This is a genomic window from Methylocella tundrae (assembly GCF_901905185.1).
Classification (GTDB): Bacteria; Pseudomonadota; Alphaproteobacteria; order Rhizobiales; family Beijerinckiaceae; genus Methylocapsa; species Methylocapsa tundrae.
This window is the reverse complement of sequence record NZ_CABFMQ020000087.1, coordinates 1-14,399: the sequence shown is the minus strand read 5'-3', so window position 1 is coordinate 14,399 and position 14,399 is coordinate 1. Positions and strand designations below refer to the sequence as shown.

At 61.6% G+C, this 14,399-nt stretch carries 13 protein-coding genes; 7 read left to right on the top strand and 6 right to left on the bottom strand.

Annotated features, from left to right (window positions below; translation table 11 throughout):
* Positions 1-89 precede the first annotated feature (89 nt).
* The 5 genes from parE to sseA form a co-directional block, all read right to left on the bottom strand.
* The gene (gene parE / locus MPC4_RS12465) at positions 90-2,168 is read right to left on the bottom strand and encodes a DNA topoisomerase IV subunit B (protein WP_174512799.1); all 2,079 of its coding nucleotides are present in this window, start codon (positions 2,166-2,168) and stop codon (positions 90-92) included.
* 194 nt (positions 2,169-2,362) lie between these two features.
* Positions 2,363-3,775 (bottom strand): type I glutamate--ammonia ligase, encoded by a 1,413-nt coding sequence (glnA, locus tag MPC4_RS12460; protein ID WP_174512798.1) that lies wholly within the window; start codon positions 3,773-3,775, stop codon positions 2,363-2,365.
* Between the two features lie 82 nt (positions 3,776-3,857).
* Positions 3,858-4,196, bottom strand: a complete 339-nt coding sequence (locus MPC4_RS12455; protein WP_174512797.1) for a P-II family nitrogen regulator — start codon at positions 4,194-4,196, stop codon at positions 3,858-3,860.
* 437 nt (positions 4,197-4,633) lie between these two features.
* Positions 4,634-5,023: a hypothetical protein gene (locus MPC4_RS12450; protein ID WP_174512796.1), complete on the bottom strand. Its 390-nt coding sequence runs from the start codon at positions 5,021-5,023 to the stop codon at positions 4,634-4,636.
* Between the two features lie 420 nt (positions 5,024-5,443).
* Positions 5,444-6,307: a 3-mercaptopyruvate sulfurtransferase gene (sseA, locus tag MPC4_RS12445; RefSeq protein WP_174512795.1), complete on the bottom strand. Its 864-nt coding sequence runs from the start codon at positions 6,305-6,307 to the stop codon at positions 5,444-5,446.
* Between the two features lie 530 nt (positions 6,308-6,837).
* Between sseA and MPC4_RS12440 the strand changes: the two genes are divergently transcribed.
* Genes MPC4_RS12440 through MPC4_RS12410 form a run of 7 tightly spaced genes read left to right on the top strand, consistent with a single transcriptional unit; the run spans position 6,838 to position 13,355 of the window.
* Positions 6,838-7,020, top strand: coding sequence for a PepSY domain-containing protein (locus MPC4_RS12440; protein WP_174512794.1), 183 nt, complete (start codon positions 6,838-6,840; stop codon positions 7,018-7,020).
* A gap of 25 nt (positions 7,021-7,045) precedes the next feature.
* A complete protein-coding gene (locus MPC4_RS12435) occupies positions 7,046-7,756 on the top strand; it encodes a response regulator transcription factor (protein ID WP_174512793.1) in 711 nt (236 codons plus the stop codon).
* A complete protein-coding gene (locus MPC4_RS12430; protein ID WP_174512792.1) occupies positions 7,756-9,207 on the top strand; it encodes a sensor histidine kinase in 1,452 nt (483 codons plus the stop codon). The genes MPC4_RS12435 and MPC4_RS12430 overlap by 1 nt, the downstream gene beginning before the upstream one ends.
* A gap of 47 nt (positions 9,208-9,254) precedes the next feature.
* Positions 9,255-10,391, top strand: coding sequence for a c-type cytochrome biogenesis protein CcmI (ccmI, locus tag MPC4_RS12425; RefSeq protein WP_174512791.1), 1,137 nt, complete (start codon positions 9,255-9,257; stop codon positions 10,389-10,391).
* A 7-nt stretch (positions 10,392-10,398) separates the two neighbouring features.
* Positions 10,399-10,887, top strand: a complete 489-nt coding sequence (ccmE, locus tag MPC4_RS12420) for a cytochrome c maturation protein CcmE (protein ID WP_174512790.1) — start codon at positions 10,399-10,401, stop codon at positions 10,885-10,887.
* 7 nt (positions 10,888-10,894) lie between these two features.
* Complete coding sequence (locus tag MPC4_RS12415) at positions 10,895-12,877, top strand: heme lyase CcmF/NrfE family subunit (protein ID WP_174512789.1); 1,983 nt, start codon at positions 10,895-10,897, stop codon at positions 12,875-12,877.
* A 1-nt stretch (position 12,878) separates the two neighbouring features.
* Positions 12,879-13,355: a cytochrome c-type biogenesis protein gene (locus MPC4_RS12410; protein WP_174512788.1), complete on the top strand. Its 477-nt coding sequence runs from the start codon at positions 12,879-12,881 to the stop codon at positions 13,353-13,355.
* Here the strand turns inward: MPC4_RS12410 and aat are convergent.
* Positions 13,324-14,046 (bottom strand): leucyl/phenylalanyl-tRNA--protein transferase, encoded by a 723-nt coding sequence (gene aat / locus MPC4_RS12405; RefSeq protein ID WP_174512787.1) that lies wholly within the window; start codon positions 14,044-14,046, stop codon positions 13,324-13,326. The genes MPC4_RS12410 and aat overlap by 32 nt on opposite strands.
* Positions 14,047-14,399: the final 353 nt, after the last annotated feature.

The window sequence follows — 14,399 nt, the reverse complement described above, 5'->3', positions numbered from 1 at the left end:
GGTCCGATGTTTCCCATCCGATTTTTTCAACGACGCCGAAGCTTCGCGGCCCAAACTCCCTTGGCGCCGGATGCTGATCGAACCTGCGGCTACACGACCACCAGCTCCGCCGCATTGGCGAAAGCGGCACGCTCCTGAATGAAGGCGAAACGCGCCTCGGGCTTATTGCCCATCAAGCGCTCAACGGAATCCGACGTGCCCTCCCGATCCTCGGGCAGCACGACCACGCGCAGCAGACTGCGGCTCTTGGGGTTCATCGTCGTTTCTTTAAGCTGTGCAGGAAGCATTTCCCCCAAGCCTTTGAAACGGCTGACTTCTACCTTGCCGCGCCCAGTCAGTGTCCGGGCGATCAATTGATCCTTGTGGGCGTCGTCGCGCGCATAGACATGGCGCGCGCCCTGGGTCAGGCGGTAAAGCGGGGGCACGGCCAGATAGAGATGGCCCCCCTCGATCAACTTCGGCGTCTGGCGGTAGAAGAAGGTAATCAGCAGTGAGGCGATATGCGCCCCATCGACGTCAGCGTCCGTCATGATGATGATCTTCTCGTAGCGTAGGTCCTCGTCCTTGTAATGGGCGCCGAGGCCGCATCCGAGCGCCTGGATCAGATCGCTCAATTGCTGATTGGCGGCCAATTTGTCGCGCGTGGCGCTGGCGACGTTCAAGATCTTGCCCCGCAAGGGCAGGACCGCCTGATTGGCCCGATCGCGCGCCTGTTTGGCCGATCCTCCTGCTGAATCGCCTTCGACAATAAAGATTTCAGAACCCTGCGCCGAGTTATTCGAGCAGTCTGCGAGCTTTCCGGGCAGTCGTAGCTTGCGGCTCGCGGTTTTGCGCGCGACGTCCTTTTCCGCGCGGCGGCGTAAACGGTCTTCAGCGCGCTCGACGGTCCAGTCCAGCAGTTTGAGGGCGTGCGACGGCGCCGCGGCGAGCCAATGGTCGAAAGCGTCGCGGACCGCGGATTCGACAATGCGTGAGGCCTCCGTCGTCATCAGGCGGCCTTTGTTCTGGCCTTGAAACTCAGGCTCCCGAATGAAAACCGAGATGATCGCGGCGCAGGACGTCATAATGTCGTCGCTGATAATCGATGCCGCGCGCTTGCCCTGGCCGATCCGTTCGGCGTGATCCTTGAGGCCGCGCAGCAAAGCCGTGCGCAGTCCCGCTTCATGCGTGCCGCCGTCCGGGGTCGGAATCGTATTGCAATAGGAATGCACGAAGCCATCGTCGAGGCTGAGCCATGACAACGCCCATTCGAGCGATCCATGACCACCGGGCTTTTCGATCTTGCCCGTGAAAATCGGCTCGATAACGAGCTCCTTGCCTTCGATGTCCTGCGCGAGAAAGTCCTTGAGGCCGCCGGGGAAGTGAAAGACCGCCTCGGCCGGGACGTTCGTATTCGCATCGCGCCATTCCGGAGCGCAATGCCAGCGGATTTCGACGCCTCCGAACAAATAGGCTTTGGCCCGCGCCATTTTGAACAGGCGGCCCGGCTTGAAATGGACGCCTTTGCCGAAAATCTGATCATCGGGCTTGAAGCGCACGCGCGTCCCGCGCCGGTTCGGCGCCTTGCCGACCTGCTCCAGCTTGCTGGTCGGAACGCCCCGCGCAAAACTTTGCCGGTAGAGCATCTGGCCTCGCGCGACTTCGACCTCGACCTGTTCGGAGAGCGCGTTGACGACGGAGACGCCGACGCCATGCAGGCCGCCAGAGGTCTGATAGGCGCCAGAATCGAATTTCCCGCCCGCATGGAGCGTCGTCATGATGACTTCGAGCGCGGATTTCTTCGGAAATTTCGGATGCGGGTCGATCGGGACGCCACGGCCATTATCGGTGACGCTGAGGAAACCCGAGGCTTCATAATTGACGTCGATAAAAGAGGCGTGGCCAGCGACGGCCTCGTCCATGGCGTTATCGAGAACTTCCGCGAATAGATGGTGGAGCGCGGCTTCGTCCGTGCCGCCGATATACATGCCAGGGCGCCGGCGCACCGGCTCCAGCCCTTCCAGCACTTCGATGGAGGCGGCGGTGTAGCCGGACTCTCCCGGAGTCCCACGGCTCGGCTCCCGGCTGAGCGCCTCGGCTTTGGCGGCGGGCGCTACGCTTTTGGCTTCGCGCCGGGCGGGAGCCTGCTTGCGGGCCGCGCCGCCGAAAAGATCACCATGATTGGCCATGAATTCGTCTGTCCCTTAACGTTGGGGTCCTTATGACATGAACATGGCGGAAAGGGAACGGAACAGAAACATATTTAAGGGGATAGCGCCACGATGGGGGGATAAAACTTGTTCCGGCGGCGCCGGCGGGAGCGTCTGGCGGACGAAAAAGGGCGGCCCGAAGGCCGCCCGCGCTTCGCCCCGGAGAGAGCTTTTCAGTAGGAATAATACATGTCGAATTCGACCGGATGCGGCGTCATTTCGAAGCGCATCACGTCGATCATCTTCAGTTCGATATAGCTATCGATGAAATCATCATCGAAGACGCCGCCGGCCTTGAGGAAGGCGCGGTCCTTGTCGAGATTGGTGAGCGCGTCGCGCAGTGAGCCGCAGACAGTCGGGATCTTCTTCAATTCCTTCGGCGGCAGATCGTAAAGGTCCTTGTCCATCGCCGGGCCGGGATCGATCTTGTTGATGATGCCGTCGATGCCCGCCATCAGCATCGCGGCGAAGGCGAGATAGGGGTTTGCCATCGGGTCGGGGAAACGCACCTCGACGCGTTTCGCCTTCGGGTTCGACGCCGTCGGAATGCGGCAGGAGGCCGAGCGATTGCGCGCCGAATAGGCGAGCAGGACGGGAGCCTCATAGCCGGGAACCAGACGCTTGTAGGAGTTGGTCGACGGGTTGGTGAAGGCGTTCAGGGCGCGGGCGTGCCGGATGATGCCGCCGATATACCAGAGGCATTCCTGGCTGAGGTCGGCGTATTTGTCGCCGGCGAACAGCGGCTTGCCAGCCTTCCAGATTGATTGATGAACATGCATTCCAGAGCCGTTGTCGCCGAAAATCGGCTTCGGCATGAAGGTTGCGGTCTTGCCGTAGCTCTGCGCGACCTGATGGATGCAGTATTTATAGACTTGGAGATCATCCGCCATTTTGGTGAGCGGGCCGAACTTCAGTCCAAGTTCGTGCTGGGCGGAAGCGACTTCGTGGTGATGCTTTTCGACCTTGGCGCCCATTGAAGCCATGGCGGCGAGCATTTCGCCGCGCATGTCCTGCGAGGCGTCCTGCGGAGGCACCGGGAAATAGCCGCCTTTGGTGCGGATGCGGTGACCGAGGTTGCCGCCTTCATAGGGGGTGTCGGAGTTCGAGGGAAGTTCCGCCGAGTCGAGCACGAAACCCGTGTTGTAGGGGTCGGCGCGGAAGCGCACGTCGTCGAATACGAAGAACTCGGCCTCAGGGCCGACATAGACTGCGTCGCCGATGCCGGAGGACGCGAGGAAAGCCTCAGCCTTTTTGGCGATGCCGCGCGGATCGCGGCTATAGGGCTCGCCGCTGCCCGGCTCCAGAATGTCGCAAACGATGACCATCGTGGGCGCTGCGAAGAAGGGATCCATCACCGCGGTCGCGGGGTCGGGCATAAGCAACATGTCGGATTCGTTGATCGCTTTCCAGCCCGCGATCGAGGATCCGTCAAACATCGTCCCTTCCTCGAAGATCTCTTCATCGATGAGGGTGATGTCGAACGTCACATGCTGCCACTTGCCGCGCGGGTCCGTGAAGCGGAAATCGACGTATTTAACGTCATTGTCCTTGATTTCCTTAAGCACGTCTTTGGCGGTCTTCGTCATTTCAAAGCCTCTCGATCTGATTAGAAAGCGTATTGGGTTTGCGAAGGCGCGGCGGCGCCGGGCCCCAAGCGAAAGTCGGACATCAGATGGCGTCCGGTCCCGTTTCGCCGGTGCGGATGCGGATCGCGCCTTCGATGTTTGAAATAAAAATCTTGCCGTCGCCAATGCGGCCGGTCTGCGCCGCCTTGCGGATCGCTTCGACGGCGCCGTCGACGATGCCGTCGGCGACGACGACTTCGATTTTAACTTTGGGGAGGAAATCGACGATGTATTCCGCGCCCCGATACAGTTCGGTATGGCCTTTTTGCCGCCCAAAGCCCTTGGCTTCGGTCACGGTGATGCCGGCCACGCCGGCTTCGTGGAGCGCCTCTTTCACTTCGTCGAGCTTGAAAGGCTTTATGATCGCCTCGATCTTCTTCATTGGCGTTTCTTACGTCGCATTGTTCGATGAACTCAGGGAGAAGTCAGCGGCACTTACCACCTGCGGGGCAAAAATGCCATCCGATCCTAGAAAATCGTTGTCCGAGACGCCTTTTTTGTCGTTTCCGCAGCAGGTTTGATTGATAAAGCAATCGTCGGGCCAAAAAGCGGCTGTAGCGGCGCGCCGAAGCGTTTGGCGGGCTTGACCGAGGCTGGATGGCGGTGATGGGGGGAGTTCGGGGGGCGGCCGCAGCGTCGGGAGCGCTGAAAACAATTCCGAGTCATCGCCGTGCGACGCTATTAGGGCTTTGAAAGCTCAAAAAATCGCGTTTCTGCACAGAAAATAAGCTGTCGGCGCGATATGATCCGTCAAGCGGGCAGCAAAGCAAACCCGCTCCGAGAGGACACGGAGCGGGTCGTCGTCAAGAAGCGGCTTTATTATTCGGCCGGCTCCAATATGTCTTGCTTCTGCGCAGGGGCTTCGGCTTTCGGAGCGACGTGCATGTCGACCAGCGTCACGCCAACGCCCGAGCCGAGAAGCTGCAACGAGATCTCTTTTCCGTTGCCGAATTTCACACCATCCCGATACGCGCCGTGCTCAAGCCGGGCGAATATCACATGTTCAGCCGGCTGCACGCCAAGACGGGTCTGCAGGTCGCTCGAAATTCCTTCGAGGTTAAGGTGGGTGTCATATTGGACGCAGACGGCGGTCGTGCAGTCGCCTGGCGCGGCGAGGCCGATGCTTCCTGAAGGGAAGCGGGTCGTCACATATTTCTCGGACTCGCGAGCAGGCCGGGAGGCGTACATTTCAAGCGAATAGTCACACATGTGTGTCACTCCTAATGTCTCGAGATGCGGAATGTTCCCCTTCCATGCGGAGGCTCTCTCGCCGCGGCTTTGCGGCGAGTTTAAGCATCGACTGTGAAGACGGCAGCCCCCCAAGAAGGGAGGGGAATGTGGAAGCCTCTCAGGGCCAGCTGGCTCGATCCTGAAAAACGCTGGCGCGTGCCTGCGCGGACCAATGCCACATCCGGCGGTCGCCGGACGCTCCACTTACGCTGCGAACGCTGTAAACCCCTCAAGGTTTCAGACTCATCGCGCTTAAACTAATGGTAGCTCAGTGTTTTGTGGCGTCAAGCCCTTTTGGCTGAGCGTCCAGCGATTTCCCTTCGCTCGTCAAGTTCGCGGCAAGCTTATAAGTCTCGACGAAGCCGCCCGGCGCGTTTCCGCGTCGGGGAGCAAAAAGCTTTAGGGCGCCGCTTTCCCGGTGGCGACGGGCAGATCGGGGTCGCCGCCCCATTCGCTCCAGGACCCGTCGTAGAGACGAATGTCTTTCTTGCCGATCGTTTCGAGCGCAAGCAACAGGATTGAGGCCGTCACTCCTGAGCCGCAGGTCGTGATGACCGGCCGGGTGAGGTCGACGCCGGCTTGAGTGAAGGCGGCTTCGATCGTCTCCGGCGACTTGATCCGCCCCTCGGCGGCGATAAGGCTCCAGGGCACGTTGCTGCTCTCCGGAATATGTCCGGAGCGTAATCCCGGACGAGGCTCGGGCGCTTCGCCTGTAAAGCGCGCGGCGCTGCGGGCGTCGACTATCTGCGCCGATCCTGTCTCGCTCGCGCTGAGGACATCTTTCGCGGCGGCGACTGCTGAAGCATCAAAATTCGGCGTGAAGACGCGCGGGGCGGGCTCAGGCCAGCCGGATTGAAGCGGACGCCCTTCGCCTCGCCACTGCTGAAAACCGCCTTCCAGAATTTTGACATTCTTTGCGCCATAGAGGCGCAGCGTCCACCAGACTCGCGCTGCGCCGACAAGGCTCGAGCTGTCATAAACGACGAAACGCATGCCGTCGCCAAGGCCGAGCTTGCCGACCGCTTCGGCGAAGTCCTTTGGCGAGGGCAGCATATGAGGAAGGCTGGTCGAATGGTCGGCGATGGCGTCGATGTCGAAAAACACGGCGCCGGGGATATGGCTTGCGCGAAACTCTTCCTTCGCGTCGCGATTTTCAGCCGGCATGAAGAAGCTGCCGTCGATGATCGCGAGATCCGGCGCGCCGAGATGCTCGGCCAGCCACGCGGCCGATACGAAGAATGCCGATGAGGAGCCCGCAGTCATTTGTCGCCGCCTTTTATCGTCGCCGTGGAGATCTGGGCCTGCGCCCGACGTGAAATAGATTCGGATGCGAAAGGTTTTTTCATATCGGGCCGCAAGATGTAAGAGGCTGCAAACGCGGCGGGACCTGAAAAAGGCCGTTTGAACGGTGTGCGTTTCATTTCCATTATGCTTGCTAAAGGGCGGCCGCGAGGACAACATTGCCCGGGAAAGTCCGCGCTTCGAAATGACGTTTTGCCGCTATTGCGGCAGGGCGTCATCGGACCGGAAGGCTGCAGCTCCCGCGATCCGCGCCGCGCCGGCGAGGGCGTGAGCGGGATAGGCGCCGCCGGGCTTTCCTATTCATCCGACGTTCAGCGTCGTTGCCGTAGCAGGGTTGCATGGGCGTTTTGATCTCTTCCCTTGTACAGCTGACCTGCGTTGGCTTTTGCGTCGCCGCCCTGGCGCAGCCTTTGGAGGGGCGCCGATGTTTTTCGACGGGGGAGACACGCGAAAAGATCGGCGCCAATGAACTTTCCGAACCTTTCCGCGCCATGCAAAAAGCGGCGGCGCGCCTGCAGGCCGAAGCGCTCGGCGCGAAACTTTGTCGCTGGAGCGATGCTTTCGTATACGAGATCAGCCTGCTGCGTCGCGACGGACGGATCATTCGCACATATGTCGATGCGAAGACCGGTCAGATTATCGAAACCAAAAACGAAAAAAAGCACGAAGATTGACTGATCAAACCGCCGGGCTCTCTCCATGCGTCTGCTCGTAGTCGAAGACGATAAGGACCTCAATCGTCAGATAGCATCTGCGCTACAGCAGGCCGGCTATGCCGTCGATCGGGCATTCGACGGGGAGGAGGGTTGGTTTCTGGGCGACACCGAGCCCTATGACGCCGTCGTCCTTGACCTCGGTCTGCCCAGGAAAGATGGCGTGTCGGTTTTGACCGAGTGGCGCAAGGCTGGGCGCTCGATGCCTGTTCTGATCCTCACCGCGCGAGACCGCTGGGGCGAAAAGGTGCGGGGCTTTGACGCCGGCGCTGACGACTATGTGACGAAACCCTTCCATGTGGAGGAGCTGCTCGCGCGACTGCGCGCCCTGATGCGCCGCGCCGCGGGGCATGCGTCAAGCGTTTTTTCATGCGGGCCGGTCAGCTTCGACGAGCGCGCCGGACGCGTCCTGGTCAACGCCAGTCCGGTCAAGCTGACGTCTCACGAATACCGGCTTCTTGCCTATCTGATGCATCATCAGGGCAAGATCGTCTCGCGTTCGGAAATTGTCGAACATTTATACGATCAGGATTTCGATCGTGATTCGAATACGATCGAGGTGTTTGTCGGGCGGCTGCGCAAGAAGCTTGGCGTCGACGTCATTCAGACGGTGCGCGGGCTTGGCTATGTCCTGACGCCTGACGGCAAGAGCGGAGGAGCGCTGCTCGATCGCCCCGATCCCGCCGCCAGCCGCTGATGGCTCTCGCGTCAAAGGATCGAAGCGCGGGCGACGCCAGAACGCTGACGACGCAGAAAATTTCGATCGCCGGCCGGCTGTTCCTGTCCGCGGCGATTTTGAGCTTCGCCATACTGTTCGCCGCCGGAGTCCTTCTTTCGACTGTTTATGAGCACGCCGCGGAGCGCAATTTTGATGAGCGCCTTGGCGTCTATTTGCGCGCGCTCGTCGCCGACATCGCCGTCTCGGGCGAGAACGCTCGAATGGATCCCGATGAATTAAACGATCCCGAGTTCGCATTGCCGTTGTCGGGATGGTACTGGCAGATTACGCGCCTCGACGCCGGCAAGCCTGACATTCGAAGTTCGCGCTCGCTGTTCGCGGCGCGGCTGCCGCGCCTCGCCGACATTGGCGTTCCCGCAGGCTTGGGCGGCGCTCGCAAAGGCTACGCCAAGGGACCGGACGACAGGCGCCTCAGAATCGTCGAACGGACAATCGACACCGGCGATGACGGCGTCTACCTCGTCCAGGTCGCCGCGAAGACCGACGAGATAGAAACTGCGATCAATCGCTTCGAGATCTATCTCATCGTCACATTCATATTGCTGGGGCTGGCGCTCGTCGCCTCCTCCGTCCTGCAGTTGCGCTATGGCCTCGCGCCCCTGCGTCAGCTGCAGGAGGGCGTCGCGGCGATTCGCCGCGGTGAAAGCGAAACGATCGCCGGCGCTTTTTCACCGGACATAGCGCCGCTCGCGGGCGAGTTGAATCTCCTTATCGGCGCCAATCGGGCTGTCGTCGAGCGCGCGCGCACTCAGGTCGGCAATCTCGCGCACGCCCTGAAAACGCCGCTCAGCGTCATCATCAACGAAGCGGCCGCGGCGTCCGGGCCACTCGCCGCGAAGGTCGAGGAGCAGGCGGCGATCATGCGCGACCAGGTCGCCTATTATCTCGACCGGGCGCGCGCGGCGGTGCGGGCCGGCGCGGTGACGAGCGCGACCGACGTCGAGCCGGTCGTACGATCCTTCATCGGCGCGTTCGAAAAAATATACGCCGAGCGCGCGATAAGCTTCGCGCTGGATATGCCGCAGCCGGTGCGATTCCTCGGGGAGCGTCAGGATCTGGAGGAAATGATCGGCAATCTCGCCGACAATGGAGGCAAATGGGCGAAAAGCGCCGTCGCCGTCGCCGTCTTTCCCGAGTTCGCCCAAACCGAGGCGGAGCGCTCGTTCTTCCGCGTCATCATCGAGGATGATGGACCAGGGCTGGCGCCTGAGATGCGCGAGGCGGCTCTTGCCCGCGGACGCCGCCTTGATGAAACGAAGCCGGGATCGGGTCTCGGGCTGTCGATCGTCGCCGATCTCGCGGCGATGTATGGGGGCGATCTGAGCCTTGTTGGAAGCGCCACGGGTGGTCTTCGCGCCGAACTGCGGCTTCCTGCGACGCCAAACCCGCCCTCGCCAACGCGTTCGTGAGCGAAAGGTCCTTTGCAAGCATCGCGCTGATGACTAAGAGAGTGCCTATGATATGGCTGATATTTGCACTTTTGACAGGCGTTGCGGTGCTGAGCGTCCTTTGGCCTCTCGCGCGGACGCCGCGCGGCCTCTCGCGCAGCGCAATCGACATTGCATTTTATAAGGCGCAGCTCGCCGAAATCGACCGTGACGCCGAAGGCGGGCTTGTCGCCGCCGGCGACGCCGAAGGCGCCAAGGCCGAGGCCGCCCGGCGCCTGCTCGCTGTCGCTGACGCCTCCGGACCGCAGCCATCGGCGGCGGCGGGAAAAAAAGTCCGCCTTGCCGCGATCGCGGCCGCTATTTTCGTGCCCGCCCTGGCGCTCGGCGTTTATGGGCTCGTCGGTCATCCGGGGCTGCCCGATCTGCCGCTGTCCGCGCGGCTACAGGAAGCGCCGGCGCGCACGGATATTCTGGCGGCGATCGCGAGGATCGAAGCCCATCTCGTGCAAAATCCGAATGACGGCCGAGGCTATGACGTTCTGGCCCCGGTCTATATGCGCCTTGGCCGCTATGACGACGCCGTCAAAGCCTATGCCGCTGCTTCGCGCCTTTTGGGAGAAACGCCGGAACGCCAGTCTCGTTATGGCGAAGCTCTGGTCGCCACCGCGAACGGCAAGGTGACGGCGGCCGCCAAAGAGGTCTTCGAGGCCGCGACCGCCAAGGATCCCGCCTTGCCGCGCCCGCGCTTCTATCTTGGCCTCGCCGCCATGCAAAATGGCGATAAGGCAGGCGCGCAAGCGATTTGGGAGAAACTCCTTGCCGAGGCGCCGGCCGACGCGCCTTGGGCCCCCTCGCTGCGCCAGCAGCTCGCCGCTTTGACCGGCGCCCCCGAACAAGCTGTGGCGGCCGCGCAGCCGCCGAGCGGTCCCGCCGCCAACCCAGCCCTCGCCGCCAAGATCGAGGCGATGTCGGGGGGAGACCAGGCGAGCGCCATTCACAGCATGGTTGACCGGCTCGCTGCGCGGCTCGCACAAAATGGACAGGACGTCGAGGGGTGGTTGCGCCTTATTCGCGCCTACGCCGTCCTCAATGAAACCGACAAGGCCCGTTCCGCCTTGATGGACGCCAAACGCAATCTGGCGGCCGACGCGACCGCGAAGGGCCGCATCGAAACGCTTGCCCGCGAACTTGGCCTTGAGGGTTAAGACTGATATGACGCGCAAACAACGACGTCTCACTTTGATTTTGTCCGGGCTTGCAACGCTCGGCGTGGCCGTGGGCCTTGTGATGTTCGCCCTGCGCGACAACATCGTCTTCTTTTATGGGCCGACTGAACTTGCACAAAAGGCGACCCCAGGCGGGGCGCGGCTGCGGCTTGGCGGCCTCGTCAAGGCGGGCTCGCTTCAGCGCGAGGGCGATCAGACTGTTCGTTTCGCCGTGACCGACATGAAACAGGACATCGAGGTCACCTATACCGGCTTGTTGCCGGACCTTTTCCGCGAAGGGCAGGGCGTCGTCGCGGAAGGCGCTCTCGGACAGGACCATGTCTTCCGCGCCGACAGCGTTCTCGCCAAGCACGACGAGCGCTATATGCCGCGTGAGGTCGCCGATGCGTTGAAGAAGCAGGGCGTCTGGCAGGAGAACGGCGCCGCTGAGGCTGCCCCCGCCAAGGGCGGCGCGCAGGCGGCGAACGTGAAATGAGGCTGATATGATCGTTGAAACCGGCCATTACGCTCTCGTCCTCGCTTTGGCGCTGGCGCTCATCAATTCGGTCGTGCCGATTTGGGGCGCAGCGATCGGCGACCGGCGTTTGATGGCGGTCGCGCCGTCAGTGGCGTTGATGAGTTTCGGGCTCATCGGCTATGCGTTTTTCGCTTTGACCTACGCCCATGTAACGTCTGACTTCTCGCTTTTGAACGTCGTCGAGAATTCGCATTCGGCCAAGCCGCTGATTTACAAAATCAGCGGCGTCTGGGGCAATCATGAGGGCTCGATGCTTTTGTGGGTCCTGGTGCTGTCGGTTTTCGCCGCCGCCGTCGCCCTGTTTTCATCGACCATGCCGGAAGATTTACGCGCCAATGTGCTTGGCGTTCAATCGTGGATCGCCGCGGCGTTCCTCCTGTTCATTCTACTGACGTCAAATCCTTTCGCGCGGCTCGCGATGCCTCCGGCGGAAGGCAACGACCTCAATCCGCTGTTGCAAGACCCCGGCCTCGCCATTCATCCGCCCTTGCTTTATCTTGGCTATGTCGGGCTCTCGATCACCTATTCCTTCGCCGCGGCGGCGCTGATCTCCGGCCGCATCGACGCGGTGTTCGCGCGCTTCGTGCGGCCGTGGACGCTTATCGCCTGGATCTGCCTGACGCTCGGCATCGCCATGGGCTCCTATTGGGCTTACTACACCCTTGGCTGGGGCGGCTTCTGGTTTTGGGATCCGGTCGAAAACGCTTCGCTCATGCCCTGGCTCGCGGCGACCGCTCTCCTCCACTGCACTTTGGTCATGGAAAAACGCGAGGCGTTGAAGATCTGGACGATCTTCCTCGCCATTTTGGCCTTCTCGCTGTCGCTGATCGGCACTTTCCTCGTTCGCTCGGGCGTTTTGACCTCGGTGCACGCATTCGCCAGCGATCCGACGCGGGGCGTTTTCATTCTCCTCATCCTCGTGCTTTTCATTGGTGGGTCGCTGACGCTTTTCGCCGCCCGCGCCGGCGGCCTGAAGCAGGGCGGCCTGTTCGCTCCGATCTCGCGCGAGGGGGCGCTCGTCCTCAACAATCTCCTTCTTACCACCTGTTGCGCGACGGTCTTTGTCGGAACTCTCTATCCGCTGGCGCTCGAAGCTCTGACCGGGGAAAAAATCTCGGTTGGCGCGCCCTTCTTTAATCTGACTTTCATTCCACTGTTCATTCCATTGTTCCTGCTCATGCCGATTGGCCAGGCGTTGGCCTGGAAGCGGGGCGATCTCCTCGCCGCGGCGCAGAGGCTGACCTACGCCATTGGCGCCGGCCTCATCGTCATGCTGGCTCTTGCGGCCTCACGCGGCGGGCCGGCCTTGAGCGTCATTCTCTGCGGCGTCGCCGCCTATGTCATTTTCGGCTCTTTTGCCGACCTCGGCCGGCGCCTGTTCGCCGGCGGACCCTCGCTGAGTTCGCTCGGCCATCGCTTTGTTGGTCTGCCGCGGCAGGCCTTCGGCACGGCTTTCGCCCATGCCGGGATCGGCGTCACTCTGCTTGGCCTAGCCGCCACCGGTTGGGGCGCTGAACGCATCACGGCCCTGAAGCCCGGCGATACAGTCGAAATTGGCCCCTATCAGCTGACCTACCAGGGCATTTCGGGCCGTCAGGGGCCGAACTATTCGGAGCTTGTCGGCACGACGGCCATCCGCGCGGGCGGCGTCGTCAAAGCCGTCATCGAGCCCTCGACACGCAGTTATCCGTCGCGCAAGATGAGCCGTTCAGAAGCGGGGATTGCAACTCTTGGCCTCGGCCAAGTCTATATGAGCATTGCCGACGTCGCGCCTGACGGCAATGTCAACGCCCGCATCTTCTGGAAGCCGCTGGTCGCTTTCATCTGGATCGGCGCCCTCATCATGGCATTTGGCGGCGGCCTGTCGCTGAGCGACACGAGCTTCCGCGTCGGCATCGCCCGCCGCGCCCGCAAAATCGTCGCGGCAAATCCTCTCCCGGCCGAATAACATGGGCTTTTGTCTTCGCAAATGGGCTTTGATCGCAATTGTGGCGCTGTCCCCGCTGACGGCGCGGGCGGTTGAGCCCGATGAAATCCTGCCCGATGCAAAGCTTGAAGCGCGAGCGCGCAGCCTTTCGACGCAATTGCGCTGCATGGTCTGTCAGAACGAGTCCATCGACGATTCCGGCGCGCCTCTCGCCAAGGACCTGCGGCTGCTCGTTCGCGAACGTCTCAAGGCCGGCGACAGCGACGATCAGATCCGCGCCTATCTGGTGCGGCGCTATGGCGATTTCATACTGTTGAAGCCGCCCTTCAAGGTCGAGACGGCGCTGCTCTGGGGCGGCCCTTTTGCGATTCTTCTCGTCGGAGGGGCGGCGATTTTCCTCAACGCCAGACGGCGGCGCGCTGCTCCGCCGGCTGCGCAACCCTTGAGCGATAGCGAAGGCCAAAGACTCAAGAGTTTGCTTGATCGCGAGGCGTCTTGACCGGCGCCGCGCCGCTCGCGCCCTTCTTCAGCAGAACTTCGAGAGCTTCGGCGCCGAAGACGCGGCGGCCCTTCGGCCAGGCCCAGAAATCCGCCGGATGCGCCATCGCGTCCGCCAGCCGCCTTCGATAGATTTCCTTCGGCACTTCGATCGCCCCGAGCGATGCGAGATGCGGCGTTACGAATTGTGCGTCGAGGAGGCTGAAGCCGCCTTTACGCAATCTCGCCGCAAGATGCACGAGAGCGACTTTGGACGCGTCGGTCTTGCGGTGGAACATGCTTTCACCGAAGAACGCGCCGCCAAGATGGACGCCATAAAGGCCACCGACCAGAACGCCCTCCTGCCAGGTCTCGACCGTATGTACGCGCCCGGTGTCGAAAAGCTGGCGATAAAGACGCCTGATGCGATGGTTGATCCAGGTCTTGTCACGATCGGGGTAAGAGGCGGCGCAGCCGTCGATCACGGCGTCGAAATCATGATCGACCCGGACTTCGAAAACGTCCGAACGAACCGTTTTGGCGAGGCTTCTCGATACGATGATTCCGTCGAGCGGAAAAATGCCCCGGACCTCTGGATCGACCCAGAACAGATTTGCGTCCTCGGCGCTCTCAGCCATAGGGAACAGGCCGATAGAATAGGCGCGAAGCAGAATATCGACTGTAATTTCGAATTGGTCGCGCACGCGGCTCATGGAGCAAACTCGTTCATCATGCCAGGTCGCCGAATCATCATCGCAAGCCTTAAATGGCAAGCAAAACACATGCTAACGAGCGGGCGGCGACGCCATGATTGCCGGCGGCTGAGACAAACGAAAGGCTGCCCGGCCGGCTCGCGTATGATGCGCTATGACTTCTAAAATCAAAAAGAGATGAAAACCTTCAATCGCCCGCCGGAACCGGAAGGGTAGCACCGATAGGTATAACGGACCGCAATCATCCGCGGCCGGGATCGCAATCATCGCAAGTTCCGGCCCACAATCATTGCAACTAGGCCCGGCGCTTGGGACCACAATCATTGCAACTGGACCCACATTGATTGCAACCG

Excerpts from the sequence above, each read along its gene's own strand:
- MPC4_RS12455 (WP_174512797.1), bottom strand. The coding sequence starts at position 4,196 with ATGAAGAAGATCGAGGCGATCATAAAGCCTTTCAAGCTCGACGAAGTG.
- MPC4_RS12415 (WP_174512789.1), top strand. The coding sequence starts at position 10,895 with ATGATCGTTGAAACCGGCCATTACGCTCTCGTCCTCGCTTTGGCGCTG.
- MPC4_RS12430 (WP_174512792.1), top strand. The coding sequence starts at position 7,756 with ATGGCTCTCGCGTCAAAGGATCGAAGCGCGGGCGACGCCAGAACGCTG.
- MPC4_RS12435 (WP_174512793.1), top strand. The coding sequence starts at position 7,046 with ATGCGTCTGCTCGTAGTCGAAGACGATAAGGACCTCAATCGTCAGATA.
- parE (WP_174512799.1), bottom strand. The coding sequence starts at position 2,168 with ATGGCCAATCATGGTGATCTTTTCGGCGGCGCGGCCCGCAAGCAGGCT.
- glnA (WP_174512798.1), bottom strand. The coding sequence starts at position 3,775 with ATGACGAAGACCGCCAAAGACGTGCTTAAGGAAATCAAGGACAATGAC.
- MPC4_RS12410 (WP_174512788.1), top strand. The coding sequence starts at position 12,879 with ATGGGCTTTTGTCTTCGCAAATGGGCTTTGATCGCAATTGTGGCGCTG.
- ccmI (WP_174512791.1), top strand. The coding sequence starts at position 9,255 with ATGATATGGCTGATATTTGCACTTTTGACAGGCGTTGCGGTGCTGAGC.
- ccmE (WP_174512790.1), top strand. The coding sequence starts at position 10,399 with ATGACGCGCAAACAACGACGTCTCACTTTGATTTTGTCCGGGCTTGCA.
- MPC4_RS12450 (WP_174512796.1), bottom strand. The coding sequence starts at position 5,023 with ATGTGTGACTATTCGCTTGAAATGTACGCCTCCCGGCCTGCTCGCGAG.
- MPC4_RS12440 (WP_174512794.1), top strand. The coding sequence starts at position 6,838 with ATGCAAAAAGCGGCGGCGCGCCTGCAGGCCGAAGCGCTCGGCGCGAAA.
- sseA (WP_174512795.1), bottom strand. The coding sequence starts at position 6,307 with ATGACTGCGGGCTCCTCATCGGCATTCTTCGTATCGGCCGCGTGGCTG.
- aat (WP_174512787.1), bottom strand. The coding sequence starts at position 14,046 with ATGAGCCGCGTGCGCGACCAATTCGAAATTACAGTCGATATTCTGCTT.